This is a genomic window from Psychrobacillus sp. FSL H8-0483, assembly GCF_038637725.1.
Lineage (GTDB): Bacteria > Bacillota > Bacilli > Bacillales_A > Planococcaceae > Psychrobacillus.
In genome coordinates this window covers 2,932,736-2,958,217 of sequence record NZ_CP152052.1, presented here as the reverse complement: position 1 = coordinate 2,958,217, position 25,482 = coordinate 2,932,736, and the positions used below count along the sequence as shown (strand labels likewise).

22 protein-coding genes and 1 other annotated feature are annotated in these 25,482 nt (G+C 36.5%); of the genes, 15 read left to right on the top strand and 7 right to left on the bottom strand.

Translation table 11 applies throughout. The annotated features are described in order from the left end of the window. Window positions 1-48: 48 nt before the first annotated feature. On the bottom strand, window positions 49-363 hold the full coding sequence (locus MHB48_RS14145) for a hypothetical protein (protein ID WP_342598648.1): 315 nt from the start codon (window positions 361-363) through the stop codon (window positions 49-51). A gap of 173 nt (window positions 364-536) precedes the next feature. Here MHB48_RS14145 and MHB48_RS14140 point away from each other — a divergent pair, with 173 nt between their 5' ends. Together MHB48_RS14140 and MHB48_RS14135 are read left to right on the top strand one after the other, a co-directional pair. After that, window positions 537-1,610: a M42 family metallopeptidase gene (locus MHB48_RS14140; RefSeq protein WP_342598647.1), complete on the top strand. Its 1,074-nt coding sequence runs from the start codon at window positions 537-539 to the stop codon at window positions 1,608-1,610. A gap of 50 nt (window positions 1,611-1,660) precedes the next feature. Beyond that, window positions 1,661-2,185 carry a DUF84 family protein gene (locus tag MHB48_RS14135; RefSeq protein ID WP_342598646.1) on the top strand — a complete coding sequence of 175 codons (525 nt, stop codon included), beginning with the start codon at window positions 1,661-1,663 and terminating at the stop codon, window positions 2,183-2,185. Window positions 2,186-2,438: 253 nt separating this feature from the next. On the opposite strand, the gene MHB48_RS14130 is transcribed toward MHB48_RS14135, so the two are convergent. Further along, window positions 2,439-2,594, bottom strand: coding sequence for a hypothetical protein (locus MHB48_RS14130; RefSeq protein ID WP_342598645.1), 156 nt, complete (start codon window positions 2,592-2,594; stop codon window positions 2,439-2,441). Window positions 2,595-2,725: 131 nt separating this feature from the next. On the opposite strand from MHB48_RS14130, the gene MHB48_RS14125 reads away from it, so the two are divergent. The 8 genes from MHB48_RS14125 (at window position 2,726) to MHB48_RS14090 (ending at window position 10,359) form a co-directional block, all read left to right on the top strand. Further along, window positions 2,726-3,241, top strand: a complete 516-nt coding sequence (locus MHB48_RS14125) for a hypothetical protein (protein ID WP_342598644.1) — start codon at window positions 2,726-2,728, stop codon at window positions 3,239-3,241. An 11-nt stretch (window positions 3,242-3,252) separates the two neighbouring features. After that, entirely contained in the window at window positions 3,253-3,564 is a 312-nt protein-coding gene (locus tag MHB48_RS14120) for a thioredoxin family protein (RefSeq protein ID WP_342598643.1), read from the top strand. Between the two features lie 128 nt (window positions 3,565-3,692). Next, a complete protein-coding gene (locus MHB48_RS14115) occupies window positions 3,693-4,517 on the top strand; it encodes a DUF1444 family protein (protein ID WP_342598642.1) in 825 nt (274 codons plus the stop codon). After that, window positions 4,514-5,122, top strand: coding sequence for a YtpR family tRNA-binding protein (gene ytpR, locus MHB48_RS14110; RefSeq protein ID WP_342598641.1), 609 nt, complete (start codon window positions 4,514-4,516; stop codon window positions 5,120-5,122). The genes MHB48_RS14115 and ytpR overlap by 4 nt, the downstream gene beginning before the upstream one ends. A gap of 162 nt (window positions 5,123-5,284) precedes the next feature. After that, the gene (locus tag MHB48_RS14105; protein WP_342598640.1) at window positions 5,285-7,735 is read left to right on the top strand and encodes a DNA translocase FtsK; all 2,451 of its coding nucleotides are present in this window, start codon (window positions 5,285-5,287) and stop codon (window positions 7,733-7,735) included. A gap of 114 nt (window positions 7,736-7,849) precedes the next feature. Further along, entirely contained in the window at window positions 7,850-9,151 is a 1,302-nt protein-coding gene (gene murC, locus MHB48_RS14100; protein ID WP_342598639.1) for a UDP-N-acetylmuramate--L-alanine ligase, read from the top strand. A 143-nt stretch (window positions 9,152-9,294) separates the two neighbouring features. Continuing rightward, on the top strand, window positions 9,295-9,759 hold the full coding sequence (locus MHB48_RS14095; RefSeq protein WP_342598638.1) for a DUF948 domain-containing protein: 465 nt from the start codon (window positions 9,295-9,297) through the stop codon (window positions 9,757-9,759). 18 nt (window positions 9,760-9,777) lie between these two features. Beyond that, window positions 9,778-10,359 carry a YtxH domain-containing protein gene (locus MHB48_RS14090; RefSeq protein ID WP_342598637.1) on the top strand — a complete coding sequence of 194 codons (582 nt, stop codon included), beginning with the start codon at window positions 9,778-9,780 and terminating at the stop codon, window positions 10,357-10,359. Between the two features lie 26 nt (window positions 10,360-10,385). Here MHB48_RS14090 and MHB48_RS14085 read toward each other — a convergent pair whose 3' ends face one another. After that, complete coding sequence (locus MHB48_RS14085; RefSeq protein ID WP_342598636.1) at window positions 10,386-12,521, bottom strand: cell division protein FtsA; 2,136 nt, start codon at window positions 12,519-12,521, stop codon at window positions 10,386-10,388. Window positions 12,522-12,686: 165 nt separating this feature from the next. Between MHB48_RS14085 and MHB48_RS14080 the strand changes: the two genes are divergently transcribed. Beyond that, window positions 12,687-13,772 (top strand): bifunctional 3-deoxy-7-phosphoheptulonate synthase/chorismate mutase, encoded by a 1,086-nt coding sequence (locus MHB48_RS14080; protein WP_342598635.1) that lies wholly within the window; start codon window positions 12,687-12,689, stop codon window positions 13,770-13,772. A gap of 127 nt (window positions 13,773-13,899) precedes the next feature. Continuing rightward, window positions 13,900-14,898: a catabolite control protein A gene (ccpA, locus tag MHB48_RS14075; RefSeq protein WP_342598634.1), complete on the top strand. Its 999-nt coding sequence runs from the start codon at window positions 13,900-13,902 to the stop codon at window positions 14,896-14,898. A gap of 380 nt (window positions 14,899-15,278) precedes the next feature. On the opposite strand, the gene MHB48_RS14070 is transcribed toward ccpA, so the two are convergent. The 3 genes from MHB48_RS14070 to MHB48_RS14060 are packed head-to-tail and all read right to left on the bottom strand — an operon-like array spanning window position 15,279 to window position 17,778. After that, complete coding sequence (locus MHB48_RS14070) at window positions 15,279-16,487, bottom strand: acetoin utilization protein AcuC (RefSeq protein WP_342598633.1); 1,209 nt, start codon at window positions 16,485-16,487, stop codon at window positions 15,279-15,281. Continuing rightward, window positions 16,457-17,104, bottom strand: a complete 648-nt coding sequence (locus MHB48_RS14065) for an acetoin utilization AcuB family protein (RefSeq protein ID WP_342598632.1) — start codon at window positions 17,102-17,104, stop codon at window positions 16,457-16,459. The genes MHB48_RS14070 and MHB48_RS14065 overlap by 31 nt, the downstream gene beginning before the upstream one ends. Window positions 17,105-17,145: 41 nt before the next feature. Then, the gene (locus tag MHB48_RS14060; protein ID WP_342598631.1) at window positions 17,146-17,778 is read right to left on the bottom strand and encodes a GNAT family N-acetyltransferase; all 633 of its coding nucleotides are present in this window, start codon (window positions 17,776-17,778) and stop codon (window positions 17,146-17,148) included. 171 nt (window positions 17,779-17,949) lie between these two features. On the opposite strand from MHB48_RS14060, the gene acsA reads away from it, so the two are divergent. Further along, a complete protein-coding gene (gene acsA / locus MHB48_RS14055; protein ID WP_342598630.1) occupies window positions 17,950-19,668 on the top strand; it encodes an acetate--CoA ligase in 1,719 nt (572 codons plus the stop codon). 59 nt (window positions 19,669-19,727) lie between these two features. Here acsA and MHB48_RS14050 read toward each other — a convergent pair whose 3' ends face one another. Beyond that, window positions 19,728-22,625, bottom strand: a complete 2,898-nt coding sequence (locus MHB48_RS14050; RefSeq protein WP_342601394.1) for a transglycosylase domain-containing protein — start codon at window positions 22,623-22,625, stop codon at window positions 19,728-19,730. A gap of 111 nt (window positions 22,626-22,736) precedes the next feature. Then, window positions 22,737-22,934, top strand: a binding site (T-box leader). 237 nt (window positions 22,935-23,171) lie between these two features. On the opposite strand from MHB48_RS14050, the gene tyrS reads away from it, so the two are divergent. Together tyrS and MHB48_RS14040 are read left to right on the top strand one after the other, a co-directional pair. Continuing rightward, a complete protein-coding gene (tyrS, locus tag MHB48_RS14045) occupies window positions 23,172-24,437 on the top strand; it encodes a tyrosine--tRNA ligase (protein WP_342598629.1) in 1,266 nt (421 codons plus the stop codon). A gap of 331 nt (window positions 24,438-24,768) precedes the next feature. Next, on the top strand, window positions 24,769-25,020 hold the full coding sequence (locus tag MHB48_RS14040; protein ID WP_342598628.1) for a hypothetical protein: 252 nt from the start codon (window positions 24,769-24,771) through the stop codon (window positions 25,018-25,020). The last annotated feature ends 462 nt before the right edge of the window (window positions 25,021-25,482 follow it).

The following is a 25,482-nucleotide window of genomic DNA, read 5'->3' as shown; positions in this document are numbered from 1 at the left end:
TTTCCTTCAAATAAGAGAAGCCTATTCTACAAGGCTTCAACTAAATGTTTAAAGCTTCACTAAATCTACAACCGTACCTGTTTTGGCATCTGCTGCAAACTCGAATTGTTCGAGTTCTCCATTTTTTACGCGGGAAATTCCACCTTTGTATACATGGAAGCTAATTGCTTCTTTTTGAAAGGGTTCAGGGCTCATATAGATCCACGATCCATCAATAGGACCTTCTTCTTTAAATGATTTTTTTATATCGCTTAGAACAAGCTCTGCAGAACGATTAAAGTTCATTTTACTAGCAGCTTGACTTGCGATAATACCAATAACAATTCCAGTCCCAAGACCCATCATATAATCCTTTAATTTCATTTTTGTTCCTCCCTATGGCCTTTTTTTTAGTGTATCATACAACTCGCAACCGATTAAATTTTTCGATATCCGAAGGTTTATTGTAGTAAACTATTCAAACTTTTATTACAATAGAAGAGGAATCTTTTTGAAGATAAATATAATTATTACGGAGCTTTAGGAGGCTTTTTAACATGAATGAAGAAACACGCTCATTATTTAAAACATTAACAGAATTACCTGGAGCACCTGGAAATGAGCATGCTGTTCGTGCATTTATGCGCAGTGAGCTGTCAAAATATTCGGATGAAATCGTTCAGGATAATTTAGGCGGTATTTTCGGACTGAAAAAAGGCGATGAAAATGGTCCTAAAATTTTAGTTGCTGGACATATGGACGAGGTCGGCTTCATGGTTTCTGGAATTACAGACAACGGCATGATTCGTTTTCAACCACTTGGCGGCTGGTGGAACCAAGTATTACTTGCACAACGAGTAGAACTTGTGACAAATGAAAAAACTATCCCTGGTGTCATTGGTTCTATTCCTCCTCATTTATTAAGTGATGAAGTGCGAAATAAGCCGATGGACATTAAAAATATGCTAATTGATGTCGGAGCAGACGATAAAGAGGATGTTCTTCGAATGGGTATTAAACCGGGGGATCAAATCGTTCCTGTTTGTCCATTCACACCAATGGCCAATGATAAAAAAATTATGGCAAAAGCATGGGATAACCGCTATGGTTGCGGACTTGCCATTGAACTGTTGAAAGAAGTACAAAATGAGCAATTACCAAATATGCTGTATTCTGGTGCGAATGTAATGGAAGAAGTCGGTCTTCGCGGGGCTCAAGCTTCCACGAATATGATTAAACCAGATCTTTTCTTTGCATTAGATGCTAGTCCTGCCAATGATGCTTCCGGTAATAAAAATGAATTTGGTCAGTTAGGTAAGGGAACATTACTTCGAATTTTTGACCGGTCTATGATTACCCATCGTGGTATGAGAGAATTTGTGTTGGATATGGCGGAAACACATCATATTCCATATCAATATTTTATCTCTCAAGGCGGAACAGATGCAGGGCGTGTGCATACATCCAATGAAGGAGTTCCAAGCGCAGTAATTGGCATATGCTCACGTTATATTCACACATCTTCTTCGATTATTCATACGGATGATTATGCAGCAGCAAAAGAATTGATTGTGAAATTGGTGAAAGCATGTGACCGAACTACATTAGAAACAATCAAAGCTAACGTATAATAAAAAGATGCCCTTTATGGCATCTTTTTTTATGAAGGGGAATAGAATGTATGAAAATATTAATAGGAACCAACAATAGAGCTAAAACAAAGGCTGTTCAGTCCATATCTAGTATTTATTATCCAAACGCTAGTTTTGTAAATAAAGAAGTACCTTCGCTAGTTTCCAATCAACCGATGAGTAATGAAGAGACAAGACAAGGTGCAATTAATCGTGCAAAGCAATTAATGGTACAAGCAGATGCCCATTTTGGTATCGGTTTAGAAGGAGGAGTACAAGAAATAGACGGAACAATGTATATTTGTAATTGGGGAGCACTGGCAACGAACGATGGAGAGGTCTATACTGCAACAGGAGCAGGAGTGCCTTTACCAGAAGAGATAGCAATTCAACTCCGTGAAGGGGCGGAACTTGGACCTGTCATGGACGTCTATACTAATAAGAATGATATACGACATGACGAAGGTGCAATTGGCGTATTTACGAACAGTTATGTAAAAAGAAGTGATATGTTTGAACATATTATGTTATTGCTAATTGGTCAGTATGAACTTTCTATAAAGATGCGAAAATAATACTTAGTATATCTTTATATTATAAGGTTTGTCTTACATTTTTTAACGGATAAGCTCTGTTAAACGATCATATTGTTACGTGCCGAAAATCCGCTCGCTTTCCGATGACGAACTTCCAAGCCTCCTCGGGGCAACAGGAAGTTGGTCACGAATCCGTTGCTACATGGATGTGGCGAACTTAGGATTTGTTCCTATAAGCCCGCTTGCGGGGTCTTGGCAGCACGTTTTTCCGCAGGAGTCTCGCGGATTTTCGTCACAAAATATATTTTATAAAAAACAAGTCTACTTTTACAGATTCAATGGATAAGAAAGTTTCTGTTAACTGTCTAGACTCCTGTCCGTCAGCTGGACTTACAGGAAGTGAGTCATGCATTCGTTGCCGCAGGACGCCTACCTTTCTAAATGCCATTTACGGCTCCTGCGCGAAGTTCGTCGCAGAAGTACATTGTCACTAACATAGTGCTCAAGCTATAGTAGTTGCATGTAGTATCAATCATCGATAAAATATATAGCAGTCATGCTTTGAATGGAGGAAATCAAATGACTCGAAACTGGATACGAGTAATTACCGCTTCACTAGCAGTCATTTTATTAGTTGGATGTGCAACATCAATAAACGATCAAACGACAGATGGTCTTGAAAAAGCAAAACTAGCTTTTCAAGGGGATGCTGAAAAACCTAATGAAGAAGTGAATGATGTAAAGATATTCATACCGAGTGGTTTTTCCATTGAAGATGAGACTGATAAATCAAATATTATTTTATCCAAAGGGAAAGATTCCTATATATTATTTATCAATCCAAATGAATTACCAAGCAGTCAGTTATACTATGATTTAATGATGGAAGATAGCAATATAAATGTTGTAGAAGAAAAGAAATTTGAACAAAATGGTCGTTTCGGTTTTGCAGCAATTATTGAAAATAGTGAAGACAAGTACGAGCTTATTACAAGTATTGGTGGTATCAAGCTTACGACCATTTCGAAAGAGCAAAATATTGCCGATAATTTAGAACAGATGATGACAATAGTGAAATCTATAAAGACCAAATAGGGGGAATTTAGATGCAAAATTTAACTACAATGGAACAATTTGAACTATTAAAGAATGAAGAAAAAGTAGTTTTCAAATTTACGGCGGATTGGTGTCCAGATTGCCGTTTTATCGACCCTTTCATGGGAGAAGTAGAAGAGAAATTTTCAGACTTCACATTTGTTTCAGTAGACAGAGATCAATTTATTGATTTATGTGGCCAATTAGACATTTATGGTATTCCTAGTTTCATTGCTTTTGAAAATGGGATAGAAATAGGACGTTTTGTTAGCAAGGATCGCAAAACGAAAGAAGAAATCGAATCATTTCTTCAAACTATTTAACTTTATTCAGTAGCCGTCCCAACGTAATAGAGTGGCGGGAGTAAAATTTGGACGCTAATATGCCATTGCTTATTTGATAATAATAAAACGGTTCACGACTTGTGGACCGTTTTGTTTATGGAAAGGAAATGTTTAAAGTGAAAGCACTTGAACTCATTAGGCTTCTAAAAACGAAGCTATCAGAAGAAATTTACACGTACGACTATAATCGAGAAACAAATAAACTTCGATTAGACCATAAAGAATTAGCAAAAGGAATTGATATTTCTATTCCTCCTATATTAGCTAAATATGAAACGAAAAAAGAGAAAGCAATTGAAGAAGTAGTATATACAATTCAGCAAACCTTTCAAGCAATGGAAAAGGAAATCGCAGGAGAAATTGATCCTGCTGCCTCTATTTATCCAGTTATTCGTTCCACTTCGTTTCCACAGAAGTCCAATGAAGGGAACCGCTTTATCACGAAAGATCATACAGCAGAAACGCGAATATATTATGCATTAGACTTAGGGAACACGTATCGATTACTCGATGAAAAAATGTTAGCCGGATGGGATATTCGAGAAACTGAAATACGAGAAAGAGCTATTTTTCAAGTTAGAAATTTAGAAACAAATTACAAAAAAGATGAAGTAGCCGGTAATATTTTTTATTTCTTTAATAATAATGATGGCTATGATGCAAGTCGCTTGCTGAATGAATCGCTGCTAAGAGATATGAAAAAACAGGTTGTTGGAGATATGACTGTTTCTGTACCCCATCAAGATGTTATGATAATTGGTGATATAAGAAATGAAACAGGTTACGATGTTCTCGCTCAAATGACTATGCATTTCTTTACTGTTGGAACCGTACCTATTACTTCATTATCTTTTATATATGAAAATGGAGATTTAGAGCCGATTTTTATTTTGGCGAAAAATCGAGTAACAAAGGAGAATGAAGACAAATGAATATTTTTTACAATGAAGTTGGCGTAGGGGACGTACTATTAGTACAGTTGACACCCGAAAAAACGGAAAAAGTTATTACAGAGTCAAAAGGAGATGTGACGTTAGTAAAAGACGCACAATCAAACGAGGTATTAGCGATAAACGTTTTTGGTTACAGTAAATATGACCAAATACAAACAACTGGACAAGTTTTCCTAACGGAAGAATTAGTAGCAAAAGTACAACATGCCCTGGCAGAAAATGGTGTATCTTACACGTTTGAAGTAGATTTATCGCCTAAATTTGTTGTTGGTTATGTGGAATCATTAGAACAACATCCGAACGCAGATAAATTAAAAGTTTGCCAAGTAAATGTTGGAGATACTACACTACAAATTGTATGTGGTGCTCCTAATGTAGAAGCAGGTCAAAAGGTAGTAGTAGCAAAGGTTGGAGCTGTAATGCCTTCTGGAATGGTTATTAAGGATGCAGAGCTTCGTGGAATTGCATCAAGTGGAATGCTTTGTTCTGCAAAAGAATTAGCATTGCCAAATGCACCAGAGGTAAAAGGCATTCTTATTTTAGATGAGCAACAAGAAGCAGGAAGTCCTTTTCCGCAATCATAAAAAGTAGTGCAAAATTACTTTATTTTTGTAAAATATCCAGTTTTTTATCATCATTCTTAAAGCATGCCGATTAGGTGTGCTTTTTTTTATGTATTTCTATTATATAATAGGGACGTATACTGGTATTACTGGTAAAATAGAAGGTATCGATTAGAAAGAGTGATGAATTTGAATTGGTTTAAAAAATTATTTGCAGCTAATGAAGATGAATATAGAGATGAAACAGAAGTAGAAGTACAAGGTGTCCCAAAAACAACACAACCTAAAACACCATTTCGTTTCCCATTAATTTCAGATGAAGAAAAACATGAATTTTTATATGGGTTACCAAAAGAAGAAAAAGTAGTGGAAGAACCATTTCTAGAAAAAAAATCTAATGATACACAATCGTTTAAGCCTTTACATACGCAAGGTATTTGGCAACAGCGGAAGCAGCAAACGGTTGTTCATCGTGCAGAAAAAAAAGAAATAGAAGAGGCTCCAGCGATTATAAGAAAAAAAAGAGCATTTACACCAACAGATGTACCTTCTCCTATTTATGGTTTTTCTAAAGAAAAAGAAAAGAAAGTAGAACCAAAACAGGAAAAAGAAATAATAGTAGACGACCTTATCGTAATGGAGGCTCCAATTCCAGTTCCACAGCAGGTTGTAGAAGAGTCTGTTGCACCAGTGGTGGAAATCATGGAGAGAGTAGTAGGTGAGGTAGAACAATCTGTAACTACAATGGAAGAGATTCATGAAGCTATAGATACACTACCAATCGAAGAGGTCGAAGAAACTAAGCCAACAGTTCCAAAAGAAAATATTCGACCTTTTAATGTGCTTATGTTGAAATCAGATAAACAAAAGCAGGTGGAAGAAGCTGCTGCAACAGTCATGGAAATAATAGATGAGGTGGAGGTAGAACAATCTTCACCTCTAACTGAAGAGATCCAAGAATTTAAGGTTAATATACCAATCGAAGAATATAAGGATACATCACCGATCGAAGAGGTCCAAGAAGTAAAACCAACAGCTCCAAAAGAAAACATAAGACCTTTTAATGTAATGATGCTGAAATCAGATAAACAAAAGATGAATAAACTAGATATAAATAATCCTATGTCACAGTCTGTACAACCATCTGCACTAAAACCGGAAACACAAATAGTAACATCAAAAGAAGTGCTTATAGAAGGAGTGAAGCAAGAAATCGTTCCATCTACTTATACAAGACCATCATTCAGTTACTTGCTTCCTCCGGAAATAAAGGATGAAGATAATGAATGGATGGAAGAGCAAGCATTTACACTAGTAGAGGCCTTATCCCATTTTCAAATAACGGGTGAGATTGTTCAAACTTTTCAAGGACCTGCTGTCACCCAGTTTGAACTAACAGTAGGACGTGGGACAAAAGTAAGTAAAATTCGTAATTTAGCTGACGATTTAAAATTAGCTTTAGCAGCAAAAGATATTCGTATTCAAGCGCCTATTCCAGGAAAAAGTTCTATTGGTATTGAAATTCCCAATAGAAAGTCCCGAGCTGTCCGCATTTCAGAAGTTCTTAAAACCGATGTGTTTACAAACTCTGATTCACCACTTGAAGTTGCACTTGGGTTAGACCTTACTGGAAAACCAGTGACACTAGATTTACGAAAAATGCCGCATGGTTTAATAGCGGGTGCGACAGGGTCAGGAAAGTCAGTATTCATTAATTCATTACTTGTTAGCCTGTTGTATAAAGCAACTCCTGAAGAAGTAAAGCTACTTTTAATTGATCCGAAGATGGTTGAACTTGCTCCTTTTAATCATATTCCACATCTAGTGAGCCCGGTAATTACAGACGTTAAAGCTGCTACAGCGGCATTAAAATGGGCAGTGGAAGAAATGGAGCGTCGTTATCAATTATTTGCTCATGTAGGTGTGCGCGATATTGGCAGATTTAATACGCTTGCGACAGAAAAACGACAATTCGCTCAAAGACTACCTTATCTCGTGATTGTCATTGATGAGCTTGCCGATTTAATGATGATGGCACCTGCAGAGGTGGAAGAAGCAATTTGCCGTATTGCACAAAAAGCAAGAGCCTGCGGAATTCACTTAGTATTAGCTACTCAGCGTCCATCTGTAGATGTCATTACTGGTTTGATTAAAGCAAACATACCAACCCGTATTGCATTTTCTGTTTCTTCTCAAATCGATTCTCGTACAATTTTAGATCAGCAAGGTGCAGAGCGATTACTTGGTAAAGGGGATATGCTTTACCAAGGAAATGGCATGTCTAGCCCTGTTCGTATTCAAGGTACTTATGTATCGGACGATGAAATTGAAAGTGTTATCGATTATGCAAGAAGCCAGGGAACTCCTGACTATATGTTTGAGCAAGAAGAGTTAATGCAAAAAGCAGAAATAGCATCTGAACAAGATGAATTATTTGAAGAGGCATGTCGTTTTATTGTAGAACAAGGGTCTGCTTCTACCTCCTTATTGCAACGTAAGTTTCATTTAGGTTATAATCGAGCAGCTAGATTAATAGATGCCATGTATGAGAATGGATATATTACAGAGCAAAAAGGAAGCAAGGCGAGAGAAGTATTACTAACAAACGACAATTTAGAACAAATATTTAGTTAATATTGTTTATTAAATTTATGTATGAAAAAGTGATATAATTGGGAATACGTCTATTAAGACGATTGTATTAAAAAATGTATATAAGTGGGACTAATCCCAGGAGGGTTACAACGTATGACAAAGTATCATTTTACAGGCATTAAAGGGTCTGGAATGAGTCCGTTAGCACAAATCTTACATGATATCGGAAATGAAGTGCAAGGTTCTGATATTGAAAAGTATTTTTTTACGGAAAAACCATTACATGACCGACATATAAATGTTTTATTATTTGATGAAGCAAATATAGAAGAAGGTATGACAATTATTGCAGGGAACGCATTCCCTGATAGTCATCCTGAATTAGTGAAAGCAAGAGAACTAGGTTTGAATGTAATACGTTATCACGATTTTTTAGGCGACTATATGAGTAAGTTTACGTCCATTGCTGTTACTGGAGCTCATGGGAAAACGTCTACCACAGGACTACTATCCCATGTGTTAAGTGGTTATAGCCCTACTTCTTTTCTAATTGGTGATGGTACTGGTAAAGGGGAAGCAGATGCTTCTAATTTTGTGTTCGAGGCATGTGAGTATCGTAGACACTTTTTAGCGTACAGTCCTGACTATGCAATAATGACAAATATTGATTTCGATCATCCTGATTATTTTCAAGATATTGACGATGTATTTAGTGCATTCCAATCCATGGCGATGCAAGTTAAAAAAGGTATCATCGCTTGTGGAGATGACCAATATTTACAAAAAATTAAAGCTGCTGTGCCGGTCGTTTATTATGGATTTGGTGAGCATAACGATTTTGCGGCAAGGAACATAGAAAAAACGACAGAAGGTACTTCATTCGATGTATTTGTCCGAAATGAATTTTATGAGCGTTTTACTATTCCTATGTTTGGTGACCATGCAGTCCTAAATTCGTTAGCTGTTATCTCTCTATGTCATTACGAGGAAGTGCCAGCGGATATTATTCAAAAAGGCTTAGAAACGTTTGAAGGTGTGAAAAGACGCTTTACAGAGACTGTTATTGGAGATCGTATTATTATTGACGATTATGCACATCATCCAACAGAAATTAAAGCAACGATTCAGTCAGCTCGACAAAAATACCCAAATCGTAAGATTGTCGCTATATTTCAACCACACACATTTACGAGAACGCAAAAATTTCTGCATGAATTTAGCGAGAGCCTAAGTTCAGCGGATCAGGTGTATTTATGTGATATCTTTGGTTCAGCAAGGGAAAATGCTGGTACTTTAACCATTCAATCACTAGGAGACCTAATTGAAGGAAGTCATATTTTACATGAAGATACAGTAGATCAATTGCTGTCTCATGAAAATGCTACTTATTTGTTTATGGGAGCAGGAGATGTACAGAAATACCAAGAAGCTTTCAACCAAAAACTAAATAAATGATAAAAATGCTTAATCCATTTGTGATTAAGCATTTTTTTAAAGGAAATTTCTAAGAAAAGTAGTATAGTATAAAGAAAGAAGTTTAGTTTATTTCTTTTAGGGTAAAATTACAATATCACAAACAAGTTAGAGGAGAATGCTCAATGGAAAATCTTTTATACATAGCTGCTATTATAGCTGCAATTGCATTTCTAGTACTTTGTATAAGCCTTGCTGTTACGTTATCTTCAGTTAAAAAGACTTTAAATAATGTTGCGGATACACTGGAAGGGCTAGATACACACTTACAAAATGTTACGAAAGAAACAGCGGAACTTCTTCATAAGACCAATGAATTAGCAGAAGATATCCAAGAGAAATCAGTACAACTAAACACAGTGGTTGCAGCAGTCAAAAATGTAGGAACTTCCGTAAATGGTTTTAATAATTCTATCCAACGTCTTACATCATCTGTTACAACAGAAGTAGAAAAGAATGAAGAAAAAATAGCACAAGTTGTTCAGTGGAGCAGTGTAATTCTAGGTCTACGAGACAAATGGAAAGAAAGAAAAGCAATGGATCAAGCAGAGTTTTATTCCTTTGAAAAAGATAATAAAACAAATAACTAATAAATTGGAGGAATTTTAATGAGCAATCATGAACAAAACAAACCAAATTATAATGAAGCAAAATTTAACCATGAGTATTATGCAAACCAAGCTTCCTACGATCGTCAATCACAACCAAACTATCCACTTGCTCCTTCTTATAACGAAACGAGAGAGAACATTTATCGTGATCAAGAAGTGAATGGTAAGGACTTTATCATTGGAGTAATAATTGGAGGTATTATTGGAGCTACTACTGCTTTGTTATTAGCGCCTAAAACTGGGACTGAGTTGCGTGGAAATCTTTCAACACAAGCTGGCCAAATTAAAGTAAAAACAATGGACTTATCTTCTACAGCTAAAGAAAAAACAACAAAAATTTCTAAGCAATTACAAGAACAATCCGAGCAATTAGTAGATAAAGTTAAATCCATGAAGGGAAAACCAATGTCGCCTTTAGACGATGGAACTGCTTCCTCAGAAGGTGAAGAGCCAATGGAATTCATGGCAACTATTTCACATACAACGGTTGAAATAGCGGAGGAAGATGAAAATCTGACTGTAGTAGCCGAAGCAATTAAAGAAGCGGTTACAGAAGAAAATAATCCGAATAAGAATTAAAAAAAACGGGCCTTATGCCCGTTTTTTTAGTTGAAAATTATTTCGAGTTCGTCTCCGCCAAAGATTTCTTCATCAAAGCGAGAGGCTAGTCCGTTTTTAATGATTTGGAAAGAACCAGCATTTTCTGGTAAGGTCCATTCGGAAAAACGAAAAACATCTTGGAATATCCATGCAGAGGTATTAACCTCTTCCCACTGAAGCGCTGTTCCATTTGGAATTAAGTCCGAGGGAGATAAAATAGTATTTTCACTGATTACCTTAGCACTTTCTTTAAAAAGTTCGATCGTTTCTTGTTGAAATTTGATTGTAATACGGTCCAGAAGTTTTTTCTCTAGATGATCTGAAAGTTGCTGCAAAGTAGGAGCAGTAGCTATATTCATTTGTAATACATCATTGTCTTGAACGGGATATTGTAGCTTTACAGCGTTCCCATTTAATAATAATGTGGTGGAAAAGGATGGGATGTAATGATTTTTATTATTAATAGAAATTGTATAAGGCTTTAATTGGGTTAAGTAATTTTCTTTTTGAATTGCATGTAAAAGTTGTTCAATTGTATGTGGAGTTTCAACTGTGATCTTGTCTCTTTCTACTAGTGAAGTTTCTAGTGAAACTCTCTCTCCATTTACTTGAACAGTTGGTTCTACAATATGTTTAACTCCCTGAAAGGTAATTGTTTTTACAGATGCTTCGTCTAGTAAATCTCGGACTGATGCTGTACCTACATTACCATCTTTTCCTTCTATGAGTTCTATTTTATCTTTGTTTTTTATTAGTGTTTTTGTATTTGCTTCCTGACCATTAAGCTCAATAACAGCGGGCTTTCCATGCTCTCCTGGAATATGGATTGTTTGTCCATTTACTTGAACGGAAAGAGCTGCTCCTGGTCTTCCATACAACTTACGAGTAGAAATATTTGCGGCAAGTAATGCATCTCCAATAGTCATTTCTTTTAATTCAAATAAACGAACAACCTGTTGGTTTACCTCAACAGACATATATTGAATGGGAGCACGTTTAGCAGCAATTGCAATTCCTATTGGTGTAACAAGTTCTGGAGATACAGGAATATGATCTTCTTTCGTTAGGTTTTGAATGGCGTCAATTCCTCGTACAGCAACTCGATTTACAGGTAAATTTAATTTTTCTGCAAGAAGTGTTGTGAGCGAAGGGGTTAAGCTTCCTCCACCTACTAGCATGACAGCCTTTGGTGGATGGTTATTATTTAATCGGAAAATTTCCGTTGAAACAGCCGATGCTAATTCCAACGTTGCTGGTCTTAACGCATCAATTACTTCTTCTTTAGGGATGTTTTGATCAAAGCCTAGAATATCTTTTATTTGAATAAATTCATTTGTATTTATTGCTCTCTTTGCATCTTCTGCAAGTGGAAAATCTAGAAGATAAATGTCGCTAAGTGCTTCTGTTATTTCATCGCCTGCATAAGGTACCATTCCATAAGCAACAACTGTCCCATAATTGGTAATGGCAATATCCGATGTTCCTGCCCCTATATCCACTAGTGCCACATTGAGGCGCCTCATAGTTGGTGGAATTAATACATTAATCGCCGCAATAGGCTCTAATGTTAAAGCTTCCATTTCTAAATTAGCTCTTTTCAAAGCAGAAAGTAGTGATTCGACAACGACTCTAGGTAAAAAAGTGGCAATTACTTCGATAGATGCTTCATTTCCTTGTTGATCTACTAGGCTACCAATTTCTTCACCATCAAGTCTGTAGTAAAGTACGCTATATCCCACACAGTAATAATGACTTGATTGTCTTTCTCCGTCATTTTGGACTAAATTATTTTGTGCTTGTTGAACTGCTGTGAGTTCAAGTCGGCTGACATCGTCTTCTGAAAATATAGGTCTGTTTTTGATGTCCATTTTCATCTCTGCTTGTTCTGTTTTTAACGCTCGTCCAGCAGCGGCAACGCTTACTTTTTCCAAGGGTCCATGTTTTTCTTCTAATTGTGTTTTTATGGATTGAATGACTTCCACTACTTTTAGCACATTATGTATTTGTCCATCCACCATCGCACGTTCTTTATGTTCTTCTACTAAAACATCAATTACATGAAATGTTTCATGGCGTTCTTCTAAAATAATTCCTACTACGGATCTAGTACCAATATCTAATGCAAATAATTTTGATGACAAATTTCCACGTCCTTTTCAGACAAATACTTTAGCGAGTTGAATCGCTAAAATTAAAATACGTGACATTCTTGTATACATTGATTATAATATGACTTATATCTTAAAATGTATCATAATTTTCAGTCGATAGAAAGCATCGATGGAGAGAAGAGAGGAGAAATATCTATGAGTCAAGTAGATTTAGTGGCTTTACGTAGTCGTGTAGATGAGATTAACGTAGAAATTTTACAGTTAATCAACGAAAGAGCTGGTGTTGTTCAAGAGATTGGAAGAGTTAAAGAAAAACAAGGTGTAAATAGATATGATCCTCTTCGCGAAAGACATATGTTAGATCATTTAAAAGAAAACAATTCTGGGCCACTTCCACAATCAACAGTTGAACATATTTTCAAGGAAATATTTAAAACTGCTCTAGAATTTCAAGTAGATGATCAAAAGAAAGCTCTTCTTGTTTCACGTAAAAAGAAATCAGAAGATACGATAGTTGAAATTAATGGAGAAAAAATAGGCACAGGAATTCCTTCATTCGTATTTGGTCCTTGTGCAGTAGAATCTTACACTCAAGTGGCAGAAGTTGCTGCGGCAATCCAAGCTAAAGGCCTAAAACTTATAAGAGGTGGAGCGTACAAGCCACGTACCTCTCCATATGATTTCCAAGGTCTTGGTTTAGATGGATTAAAAATATTAAAACAAATTTCACAAAAATATGGCTTAGCGGTTGTATCTGAAATCGTAACTCCAAGCCATTTAGATGAAGCACTAGACTATGTGGATGTTGTACAAGTAGGTGCTCGTAATATGCAAAATTTCGAACTATTAAAAGCGGTAGGTTCTATTAATAAGCCAGTCTTATTAAAACGTGGTATTGCAGCTACGTTAGATGAATTTATCCATGCAGCAGAATATATTATGTCACAAGGAAATGACCAAATCATTTTATGTGAACGAGGTATTCGAACGTATGAGAGAGCAACTAGAAATACATTAGACATTTCTGCAGTACCAATCTTAAAACAAGAAACACATTTACCTGTATTTGTCGATGTAACACATTCAACTGGACGTCGTGATATCCTTTTACCTGCTGCAAAAGCAGCAATTGCAATTGGAGCAGATGGAGTTATGGCTGAAGTGCATCCAGATCCAGCGGTGGCATTATCAGATGCTGCTCAACAAATGAACTTACAGCAATTCGATGAGTTTTATGATTCCTTACAAAAATTTATGAAGACGCATGAAGTTCACGCGTAATTCGTGAAATAATTCACAAAACCGACTCTTCTTGAAGGGTCGGTTTTACTATTTAATTGAAAGTTAGGAAGGATATCAAGTATTATTTAATTATATACTTAATTAGACTAGTAAAGGAGGGTACGCGTTGACTATTACAATTTATGATGTAGCAAGAGAAGCGAATGTATCAATGGCAACTGTTTCACGTGTAGTAAATGGTAACCAAAACGTCAAGCCAGCAACACGTCAAAAAGTGCTAGCAGTAATAGAACGATTAGATTATAGACCCAATGCAGTGGCAAGAGGTTTAGCGAGTAAAAAAACAAAAACAGTTGGAGTAATTATTCCAGATATATCAAATGTGTTTTATGCCGAACTAGTGCGAGGTATAGAAGACATTGCTACTATGTATCGTTATAATATTATTTTAACAAACTCCGACCAGCAAGAAGACAAAGAAGTACAGTTATTATCTACATTATTAAGCAAACAAGTTGATGGCGTAGTCATGATGAGTGACGAAATTACAAAGGAAATGCTTCGTGAAATGGAAAGGACGGATGTACCAGTTGTTTTAGCTGGAACAGTAGAAGATTCTAATTCTTTTCCATCAGTCAATATAGAATATCATGAAGCAGCTGTCGACGCGGTTAATCGCTTAATACAAAACGGTCATACTAGAATTGCATTTGTATCTGGATCCATGTCTTCTACCATAAATAGAGTATACAAGCTTTCGGGCTATGAAAAGGCTTTGAATGCAGCAAATATAGAAATTGACTCAGATTTAATCGTTGGCGTCGATAATACATATGACGATGGCCTTGTAGCGTGGGAACAGCTCCGCAATCTTAAAAATCCACCAACAGCATTTTTTGCTGGGAACGATGAAATTGCAATTGGACTTATTCATGGTGCTCAAGATAGTGGGTTAAACGTACCAAAAGATGTTGAGGTAATAAGTTTTGAAAACTCCAAACTTGCTCGAATGGTAAGACCTCAACTCACAAGCGTTGTTTTACCTTTGTACGATATCGGTGCCGTTTCCATGAGGTTATTAACAAAATTTATGAATAAAGAAAAAATTGAAGAACAAACAGTAGTTCTTCCTTACCGAATTGAGGAAAGAGACTCGGTAAAATAAATCTTCTAATAAAAAGGGGCTGTCCAAAGTCATATAGTGACTGAGAGATGGTCCCTTTTCCAATGTATTGATTTCTGTTCCAGACGGACGCTTTCCGCGGGCATGGCTTCAGTCTCCTCAGGCCAACACGATGTTGGTCACGAAGGCGTTGCCACACGAGGTGGCGTTCTTAGCCTTCGTTCCTTTGTTCGCTCCTGCGGGGCCTTCAGCTCATGCACCTGCCGCTTCGCTTTCGGTGCAGAAAACATCTGCTATTCCCGCTGGAGTCGCCGTCTTCCACTACAATCAATTGCCTACAAAAAATAGTAGTTTAATAAAAAGTATACAAAAAGCAGGTGTAGAAAAAGACTCGTTTTTCTGCACCTGCTTCAATTTATGGGCTAATTGGACAGCCCCTTTTTATATGACTGTTGATTGCGTAACAAATATAACGCTTTATCTAGCATTTGTTTATTTTTCTCCATTATTTCTAGTTTTCTTGGAATAGGCTCATATAATGGATGAGGATCCATCCAAGTAGAAATAAGAGGTATAGGTGACTCCTTAGCCCAACGATCAAGCCAAGATTTCGGCAAGTTACCTATGGGAGATTTTACATCATTCATTTCCATCCACAACAATGACCATGCACGTGGAACAACTCTCCAAATATCATACCCACCACCACCAACAGCAATCCATTTACCATCGCAAAACTCATGAGCAAGTTCATGTGCCAGTTTAGGTATCTCTTGGTATAGGTTCATTGTTCCATATAAATGGGTTAACGGGTCAAAATAATGAGCATCCGCACCATTTTGGCTTAAAATAATATCGGGTTTAAATGACTCAACTATCTCGCGAAAACTTGTACGATAAATATCTAAAAATGACTCATCCTCTGTAAATGCATCCATAGGAAAATTAAAAGAAGTTCCATATCCTTCACCAGTTCCTCTTTCTGTAATGTTGCCAGTTCCGGGAAATAGATACCTTCCTGTTTCATGGATGGAAATAGTACATACATTAGGATCATCATAAAAGCTCCATTGAACGCCATCCCCATGATGCGCATCCGTGTCTATGTATAAAACCCGTGCATTATACTTTTGCTGCATGTATTTAATAGCAACGGAACTATCATTATAAACACAAAAACCGGAAGCTCGTCCTCTAAATCCATGGTGGAGACCACCCCCTAAATTAAGTGCATGAGACGATTTACCCTCCATCACATAATCCACTGCAGTTAAGGTACCTCCAACAAGACCTGCGCTCGCTTCATGCATATGAGGGAAAATAGGGGTATCTTCTGTTCCAATTCCATAATTTTCATACTTCGTAGTGTCGCTTGTTTCCGAACTTGCTTTTTTTACGATCTCAATATAATGAGGATCATGTATTAAGCTTAATTCTTCATCTGTTGCAATTCTAGGAGCAACTATATCTGATAATGATAAAGCATTCATTTCCCTTAATAAATCGACCGTAAGTGTTAAGCGTTTTTGATTGAACGGGTGGGTTTCCGAAAACTTGTAGCCTAACTGGTCCTCTGAAAAGACAAACACTGCATTTTTTTTCATATATTCATTCCTGGGTGATTTGGCCATAATACTTCGAACCCTTCAGCTCTTATTGCTTCAATAAGCTTGAGTGGATTCATCGTCTTCACTCGAAGGACTAATATTTTATAATCACTTTTATCTTTATCTGGATATACTAGCACACTTAACAGATTTATTCTTTGCTCATAAAAAACTCTAGATACTTCAAACAAGACACCTGTTCTATTTGGGACTCGAACCTCTATTTGAGAACCAGGTTGATGTACACCAGTTAGTTCAATAAATTTGTACAATAAGTCGGACTCTGTAATCATACCGATTAGTTTCCCTTGGCTCACAATAGGTAAGCATCCTATGCGATTATCATAAAAAATACTTGCCGTTTCTTCTACAAAATCTAATGGATGGCCGGTGATTGGGTTTTTCGTCATAATTTTTTCTAACGGTAAATCAAAAATTTCTGCATTCTGACTGCTGATTAAGGAGGAAGGAGTTGCTTCTTTTAAATCGCGATCAGTTACAACACCTAAAACCTCATTCTCCGAGTTAACTATTGGGATATGACGAATTCGTTTTTCCTTTAAAAGCTTTAGTGCATCATTAATTGTATGAGAGGGGCTTAAGGTTGGTACGGATGTATTCATGATTTCTTCTACAAGCATGTGAATGAACTCCTTTTATAAGAAAGTTATACATTTTTGTTTTAATACATGAAACGGTTCATAAAACGTAGTTGATCAAATTGCTGAATGGAATCATTATCCACTCTATTCCCTATTTTAGCCATTAAACAATTAGCGGGATGGGAACTAATTTCTGGATCGTCTGTTGCAAAATACTTAAGTCCGCCAGCCTGCATCATTTTCTCCATCACTTTTCGGTATTCCCAGACATTTAAACCAGTCCCTTTTAAATCCCAATGCCAATAATATTCAGTAGTAATCGTTATATAGTCTTCCATCGCATCATCCATCATGGAAACTCGTAGAAGTGTTTTTCCTACTCCAGTTCCACGATATTTTGGAATGACTTCGATAGCACCAAGCTCTATCAAGTTTTCCATATTGCCTTTAGACCATGTTTCTAAAGGGTCTGGGTGTAAAAAAGTGCAGTATCCAACTATTGTTTGTTGATCTCGAACAATAATAATTCTTCCTTCAGGTAATTTTGCAATTTCTATAATTGCTCTATGCTGCGCGTCAGGTACTCGAAAAGCTACTAAGTCCTCATGAAATTCTAATTTTGCTATTTCCTCAGATAAAATAGGACCTTCAATAACGACGTTACCATGCTTTGTTTCTAATTCCACCGCATTATACGCTTTTTTGTGTATCACGAATTCACCACCTATAAATTAATTACAATTGAAACTATTATACATGATTTTAATAATAGAAAGCGTTTTCTTCATTAATTGTAATAAAACATTCAAAAGAGTAAAAAAATTAGCAAAAATCGAAAAGAGTATTGTAAAATAAAAGATATAGTTATAGAAAGGGTGAGTAGGATGAAGGTAGAAGTGTTACCAGTTGTGCAAGGGGACTATCGCTTAAAGGATTATGAAGCGACTGTAAAATCTTTTCAATGGGAAGATGCAGAAAAGTCTTTTTCATGGTATGAAACAGGAAAAGTAAATATGGCATATGAAGCTATTGATCGACATGCTGAATCTGATAAAAAAGACAAAATTGCACTCTATTATCAAGATGCAGACAGAAAAGAATCTTATACATTTAACGAGATGAAAAACTGGACAAACAAAGCTGCAAATGTCTACACTCAACATTCCAACTTAACAAAAGGGGACCGTCTATTCATTTTTATGCCTAGATCTCCTGAATTATATTTTTCTTTATTAGGTGCTGTAAAAATGGGTGTTATTGTTGGACCTCTTTTTGAAGCATTTATGGAAGGTGCTGTGTACGACCGTTTATTGGATAGTGCTGCAAAAGCAATTGTTACAACTCCAGAATTATTAGATCGAATTCCTTTGGATAAATTACCTGATCTTGAAACTGTATTTTTAGTGGGAGACAATATTGAAGAAAAAGATAAATTTATTGATTTTAAGAAAGCGTTAAATAGTGCTTCCGATTCTTTTACAATTGAGTGGGTAGATAAGGAAGACGGGTTAATCCTACACTATACATCTGGGTCAACAGGGAAACCTAAGGGGATTTTACATGTACATTATGCAATGGTTCAACAGTATCAATCAATGAAATGGGTAATGGACATCCGTGATGAAGATATTTATTGGTGTACCGCAGATCCAGGATGGGTTACTGGAACTTCCTATGGAATATTTGGACCTTGGTTAACAGGCGCTACTTCCTTAGTACTTGGAGGTCGTTTTTCACCAGATGCTTGGTATAATGCCATTGAAGATTATCGTGTAACTGTATGGTATAGTGCTCCAACCGCATTTCGCATGTTAATGGGAGCAGGAGATGCGATTGTAAAAGAGCATGATTTATCCACTCTTCGACACGTTTTATCCGTTGGAGAACCATTAAATCCAGAAGTTATTAAATGGGGAATGCAAGTATTCAATAAGCGAATTCATGATACTTGGTGGATGACAGAAACAGGGGCTCAAATGATTTGTAATTACGGTTGTCTACCGATTAAACCAGGATCTATGGGGAAACCACTACCAGGACTAGAAGCTGCCATTATTGATAACCAAGGAAATGTTGTTCCACCTTATACAATGGGTAACTTGGCAATTAAAAAAGGATGGCCATCCATGATGCGTCAGATTTGGAATAATAAAGAAAAATATGAATCTAGCTTTATGAATGATGAATGGTATTTTTCAGGCGACTCTGCTTATATGGATGAAGAGGGCTACTTTTGGTTCCAAGGACGTGTAGATGATGTCATAATGACGTCTGGGGAGAGAGTAGGACCATTTGAAGTAGAAAGTAAATTACTTGAGCATCCTGCTATTTTAGAGGCTGGGGTGATTGGTAAGCCGGATCCAGTGCGTGGGGAAATTATTAAAGCATTTGTTGCATTAAATGAAGGATATGAACCTTCGGAAGAATTAATTGCAGATATTCAGCAGTTTGTGAAAAAAGGGCTTGCTGCACATGCAGCACCTAGAGAGATAGAATTTAAAGAGAAGCTACCAAAAACGAGAAGTGGCAAAATTATGCGTAGAGTTTTAAAAGCATGGGAATTAAAATTACCAACAGGTGACTTATCCACTATGGAAGACTAGAAAAGAAAAGCCACAGCGACCTTACATTTCAGGTCGTTGTGGCTTTAATATTTTAACTATTAAGGGTTTGTATCTTCGTCTTCAGGGGGGGCTTCTTCCTCAGGAGGAGTTGTTTCTCCGTCTCCTTCTCCTTCTCCGTCTCCATTACCCGGAGATGTTTCCTCTTCATTTCCCTCTTCCGGTATTACTGGGTCAGGTTTTTGTTCTTCTATCGATACAGTATTAGAAGGGACTGACAGTAAACCAGTAATATCAACAGAAACAATGACATACTGCCCGGGTCCATTAATGGTATAACTATAATTTTCCGCTTCTAGCTTGGATGCCACTTGAATTCGTTCACCGTTCACCACTTGATATATTCTATATCCTACAACATCAGAGGATGCAGCTTTGGTCCAAGTAAGTGTTTGTCCGGAAAGAGTGGCTGTAACGGAAGCCGGAGCACTACCATCCGCTTCAAATAGATCTTCAGATACTACGTTTCCAGCAAAAGTAGATTTTGTGTGGAAAAGTTTACTTGCATTTCCTCCAAATTTACCAAGCATCCGTTTGATAAATGCTTCGTTTACTCCATATCCACCTTTTACAACAAATTCATCAGGAGTGGAATCTAAAGCTCGGTATTTATTCCCATCAATTACTACAAAAGAAGCGGATATTAAACTATCATCTGACGCAGTTGGTAACATAGCTTTAGAATTAAACAAATCAGATTTGACTAATCCTGCTTGTTCGCATGCTTCAGAGGTAGCAAGTCCAGAAATACCACAGAACGACCTGGTTACAACACCTTCTGGAGCTTGGAATGCATTAGGTGCATCTACTAGCTCTGGATTCACATCATACATGGCATTCATCATATTAGACCAAAGTGTATTTACACGAACGCTTGGGTGGTTATAACGATTATTCAGATGAAATAATGAAATACTGTTGTCGTCGTAACCAAGCCATACACCAAGAGAAACATTTGGGTTATATCCGATAAGCCATGAATCATTGTGATTTTGGGTTGTACCCGTTTTTGCAGCAAAATCTGACTGGAATTTTAGTCGTGAATTTGCAAGTTTGGCAGTACCTTCCGTTAATACATCACGAAGAATGTCTGTCATGATATAGGCAGTTTCAGGACTGAATACTTCGACTGGTTCTATTTCATGCTGATAGATAATATTTCCTTCCACATCTTCAATCTTTTCAATCATATACGCATCGATAAATTGCCCATTGTTTGCAAATGTTCCATAGGCGTTTGTATTTTCTTCTACACTTGCACCATTGTCCATTCCACCAATCGATAGGGCATGGTTCGCATATTCGTTCTCGTTGATATGTTCAAAGCCCATTTTATATAAGAAATCAGTAGGCTTTCTATCCATGATCAAATCATAAAGGCGAATTGTCGATAGGTTTTGTGATGTCGTTAAAGCTTCACGTGCTGATATAATTCCTTTTTCTTGCTCAGTCGTATAATTCGAAGGTGATTTTGTCCATGTTGTACTGCTTAAATCTTCTAGTTTGACATCGACTACTGGACTTCCTGCACCAATAACACCATATTCAATAGCAGGAGCGTACACTAATAATGGTTTAATCGTAGACCCCATAGATCGAACGGCTTGAGTAGCGTGATTGTACTTTTCTACATTATAATCACGTCCTCCAAGGAAGGACAAGATTCTACCTGTTCCATTTTCGATAAGCATGCTTCCTACCTGTACAGGATAGTCTTGCATGATCATCTCACCTGTATTTGGATCCTTTACTTCTTTCGTGTGAGTATGCCCATAGGTTTCGAACTCATCTCTTACTTTAAGCATAGTTTCATACATCTCTCTATCAATTGTTGTATGAATGCGGTATCCACCTGTACTCACTGCTCGTTGTGCTATAATATCATATTTTTCATAGAGTTTAGATTCGACTTTTAATCGTTCCGGATCAATACCATCTTTCTCTGCTAATTGTCCTCTTAAAATATCCTTTACTCTGTTTTCTATTTCAATAGTTAACCATGGATATTTTTCTTCTGGTAAAATTTCAGGTTGTCTAAAATCTTTTGTAATATCATATTTTATAGCAGAGTTATATTCTTCTTCTGTAATATAACCTGTTTCTTTCATCCGAAATAGTACTGTTTTCATCCGATCTATTCCAGGTTGTAATGCCTTTGCTTCTTTTAATACCCCTCCTTGTCTAAAAGGAGTATAAGCGAAAGGAGCTTGAGGAATTCCAGCAATATAAGCAGCTTGTGGCAAACTTAAATCTATGGCTTTTACATTAAATATTCCATTGGCAGCTGTTTCAATTCCAGCAATATTTCGACCATTAGCGTTTCGACCATAAGGAATAATGTTTAAATACGCTTCAAGTATTTCTTCTTTTGTCATAAACTTTTCCAAACGCATTGCTAAAAGGATTTCTTTTGCTTTTCGCTCATAAGATACTTCGTTCGTTAATATTTGGTTTTTAATTAATTGTTGTGTTAGTGTAGAACCACCTGTTTGTGTATCTGAATTCGAGACATCTTGAAGTAATCCACGGAAAATCGCTTTTGGTACAATTCCATCATGCACCTCAAAATATTCATCCTCGGTTGCTAATACAGCGTCCAATACGTAAGGAGAAACTGCGGAAAGTTTGGTTTCCGTACGTTCAAGGTCAGTCCGTAATTTACCTAAATAGACATTTTCGGCAAAGTAAATTTCGGAGGTTTCCTCATAGTTAAATACAGCAGCTCTCATTTCCTCTTTATCACGTAACGGTTCTTCTTTCACTAGTGAAGCGAAATAACCAGCTGCAACTGATGCAGCAAATATTCCAAGAGCAAGGCCTACTACAATGAATAGTAAACATAAGTTCCATATAACACTGGAAGAAATTCGTATGCTTTTTGCCCAATTTGTTGATTGCCATGTATCCAACTTATCTTTGTAAAATTGGAATTTCTCCATCCATTTATTCATTAAAATTCCACCCCCAAATCATGAATTATTATACCATAATCGTTTATCATAAGACGATAGTTATTGACATACGTTTTAAATTAGGTAAAATAAAAATATATTTTAGCGAAGAAGAGTCCGAAGTAGTTATTATACAAACTGTATAGAGAGCTAGCGGTTGGTGAAAGCTAGTCAGTGTATAAGAACGAATTACAGGCTTGGAGTTAGACGTTCTCACAACGATATCGTGATTGAAGCGGAAGGATTTCTCTCCTTCAAGCTGGGTGGTACCGCGCTAATTAACTAAGCGTCCCTGCATGATATATATATCGTGCAGGGGCTTTTTTTATTTGGCTCTGTTAAATTATGCTGTTGTTTTTTAACCTATAATTTGCGGTAGAATCAGCGCAGACTCCTGCAGGAAAGCGAGCGAGAAGAGACCCTGCAGGCGCAGTCGAGGGGGCTTGTCGGTTCCCCCGCGGGAAGCAAGCGGATTCTGTCAAATAACAACAATGTAGTTTAACAGAGCATTTTATTTTAAAGGAGGAGTTACAAATGACAAATTCATTATTAGAAGATTTATCTTGGAGAGGGCTATTGTATCAGCAGACAGATAAAGAGGGGATGGAAGAGCTATTATCCAATGAAAAAATTTCCTTGTACTGTGGAGTAGACCCTACTGCTGATAGCATGCATATTGGACACATTGTACCGTTACTTACTTTAAGACGTTTTCAACTACATGGTCATCGTCCAATACTTTTAGTTGGTGGAGCAACTGGTATGATAGGAGATCCATCTGGTCGGTCAGAGGAGCGTCAACTGCAAACTACAGAACAAATTGACAAAAATGTTCAAGGTATTAAAACGCAAATGGAGCAAATTTTTGACTTCCAATCAGAAAATGGTGCACAAATGGTTAATAACCGTGATTGGATTGGATCAATGAATGTAATCGAGTTTCTTAGAGATTTCGGAAAACTAGTGAATATTAATTACATGTTAGGAAAAGATTCCATCGCTTCTCGCTTAGATACAGGGCTTTCCTTTACAGAATTTACGTACACCCTAATTCAAGGTATTGATTTCAATCATTTATTTAATCATTACGGCTGCCGTGTGCAAGTTGGTGGGTCTGACCAATGGGGGAATATAACAACAGGGTTAGAAGTGATTCGCAAAACACATGAAGAAGAAACAAAAGCATTTGGCATAACAATCCCGCTTGTAACAAAAGCAGACGGAACGAAATTCGGTAAATCGGCATCTGGTTCTGTCTGGTTAGATGCGAAAAAGACCTCTCCGTATGAGTTTTACCAGTTCTGGATTAATACAGCTGATTCAGATGTGATTAAATACTTGAAAATTTTCACATTCTTGGAACGTAGTGAAATTGAAGCGCTGGAAGTAACGGTACAAAACGAGCCGCATTTACGAAAAGCACAAATTACACTTGCAGAAGAAATGACTCGTTTAATACATGGTCAGGAAGCATTAGACCAAGCGATTCGTATTTCACAAGCATTGTTCAGTGGAAATTTGAAGGAACTGAATGCAGAAGAAATGAAGGATGCGTTTAAAGATGTACCTTCCGTGGAGATGTCAAAAGAAGAAAAAAATATTGTAGACTTTATTGTAGAAGCTAGCGTCTCGCCCTCTAAAAGACAGGGGCGTGAAGATGTGACAAATGGAGCTATTTCAGTCAATGGTGAAAAAATAACAGATGTTGGATATATAATAGGTAAAAATGACCGCCTCGAGGATGAATTTATGATTATTCGAAGAGGAAAGAAAAACTATAAAATGATTAAATTTGTATAAATTAAAAGCTACTTCTCATAATATTGGGAAGTAGCTTTTTAAATCTATAGATAATAATTCATACTGTTCTAACCTGTTTAAAGCATTTTTTTGCTATTTACCACATTTATCCTCCTAATTTATTTCTATAATTTTCTTGTGTTTACTTTAATAGGTTATTTGTATGGTAAATATTAATTAAAATTTAAAAGTTAATCAAAATAGATGATAAAAGAGTATGAGATAGTATAGAATAATAAATGTGGACAAATTTACATTAAAAATAAAATAAAATATTGTTATTTTATATATTAATTAATAATTTTATTAAAAGATCGAGGAGCTGTTCGTGGTGGAATCAAATAAGTATGTATTAGATCATTTCGATGATTTTTTTGTAATACTTTTCGGAAAAAATAATAAAGCCAACAAGCTAGTTATTTTAAAAGAAAAGTTTACAATAGATGCAAAAGAAGGGGATTTGTTAGAAATTTATATAAATAAAGACAAATCGGGTTATGACTTCAAGATTTTAAAAGAAGAAGCAGATGAAACAAAACAAAGACTACTTGATTTAATTGCGAACATGGAGAAAGATAAATAGTACGTTAAAAAATTCCCCCGTAGAAGTTGATTAACACAACTTCTATGGGGATTTTATTTAAGAGACACTATGCAGCGTATTGGTAAAATGGTGAATTAATATAGGTGCAAGGTATATATGTTATCCAAATCACAACATATTTTTGGGTTCATCCTATTTTTGTACATGTGTTGATTAACCAAAAGTACCCAGTAAATTGCTTATTAAAATGGTGATTTCACACTAAGCACTCTATGTGTAGGTGGTATTGGAGTGCTTGGAACTAAAGGTAGCTATTCTTTCCTTTTTCAAATCCATTTCGGTTTACTTTTGAGCGTTGTAGGTACGTAACGGTTGCCTGCACGATGCAGGTCACACAGTCGTTGCGAAATGTTCTTTTATTTTGCGACGAGCTTTGCGCAGGAGTACCACGATGTCGCGTACTTAGACTGTGCTCCTTTAAATATCCACAACAGGATGAAT

Bases quoted from the DNA above. Each gene is read 5' to 3' on its own strand.
- murC (WP_342598639.1), top strand. From the start codon at position 7,850: ATGACAAAGTATCATTTTACAGGCATTAAAGGGTCTGGAATGAGTCCG.
- MHB48_RS14140 (WP_342598647.1), top strand. From the start codon at position 537: ATGAATGAAGAAACACGCTCATTATTTAAAACATTAACAGAATTACCT.
- MHB48_RS14065 (WP_342598632.1), bottom strand. From the start codon at position 17,104: ATGCTTGTAGAAGAAATCATGAATACATCCGTACCAACCTTAAGCCCC.
- MHB48_RS14095 (WP_342598638.1), top strand. From the start codon at position 9,295: ATGGAAAATCTTTTATACATAGCTGCTATTATAGCTGCAATTGCATTT.
- MHB48_RS14115 (WP_342598642.1), top strand. From the start codon at position 3,693: ATGTTTAAAGTGAAAGCACTTGAACTCATTAGGCTTCTAAAAACGAAG.
- tyrS (WP_342598629.1), top strand. From the start codon at position 23,172: ATGACAAATTCATTATTAGAAGATTTATCTTGGAGAGGGCTATTGTAT.
- MHB48_RS14050 (WP_342601394.1), bottom strand. From the start codon at position 22,625: ATGGAGAAATTCCAATTTTACAAAGATAAGTTGGATACATGGCAATCA.
- MHB48_RS14090 (WP_342598637.1), top strand. From the start codon at position 9,778: ATGAGCAATCATGAACAAAACAAACCAAATTATAATGAAGCAAAATTT.
- MHB48_RS14080 (WP_342598635.1), top strand. From the start codon at position 12,687: ATGAGTCAAGTAGATTTAGTGGCTTTACGTAGTCGTGTAGATGAGATT.
- MHB48_RS14125 (WP_342598644.1), top strand. From the start codon at position 2,726: ATGACTCGAAACTGGATACGAGTAATTACCGCTTCACTAGCAGTCATT.
- MHB48_RS14145 (WP_342598648.1), bottom strand. From the start codon at position 363: ATGAAATTAAAGGATTATATGATGGGTCTTGGGACTGGAATTGTTATT.
- MHB48_RS14130 (WP_342598645.1), bottom strand. From the start codon at position 2,594: ATGGCATTTAGAAAGGTAGGCGTCCTGCGGCAACGAATGCATGACTCA.
- MHB48_RS14105 (WP_342598640.1), top strand. From the start codon at position 5,285: ATGAATTTGAATTGGTTTAAAAAATTATTTGCAGCTAATGAAGATGAA.
- acsA (WP_342598630.1), top strand. From the start codon at position 17,950: ATGAAGGTAGAAGTGTTACCAGTTGTGCAAGGGGACTATCGCTTAAAG.
- MHB48_RS14135 (WP_342598646.1), top strand. From the start codon at position 1,661: ATGAAAATATTAATAGGAACCAACAATAGAGCTAAAACAAAGGCTGTT.
- MHB48_RS14070 (WP_342598633.1), bottom strand. From the start codon at position 16,487: ATGGCCAAATCACCCAGGAATGAATATATGAAAAAAAATGCAGTGTTT.
- ytpR (WP_342598641.1), top strand. From the start codon at position 4,514: ATGAATATTTTTTACAATGAAGTTGGCGTAGGGGACGTACTATTAGTA.
- MHB48_RS14120 (WP_342598643.1), top strand. From the start codon at position 3,253: ATGCAAAATTTAACTACAATGGAACAATTTGAACTATTAAAGAATGAA.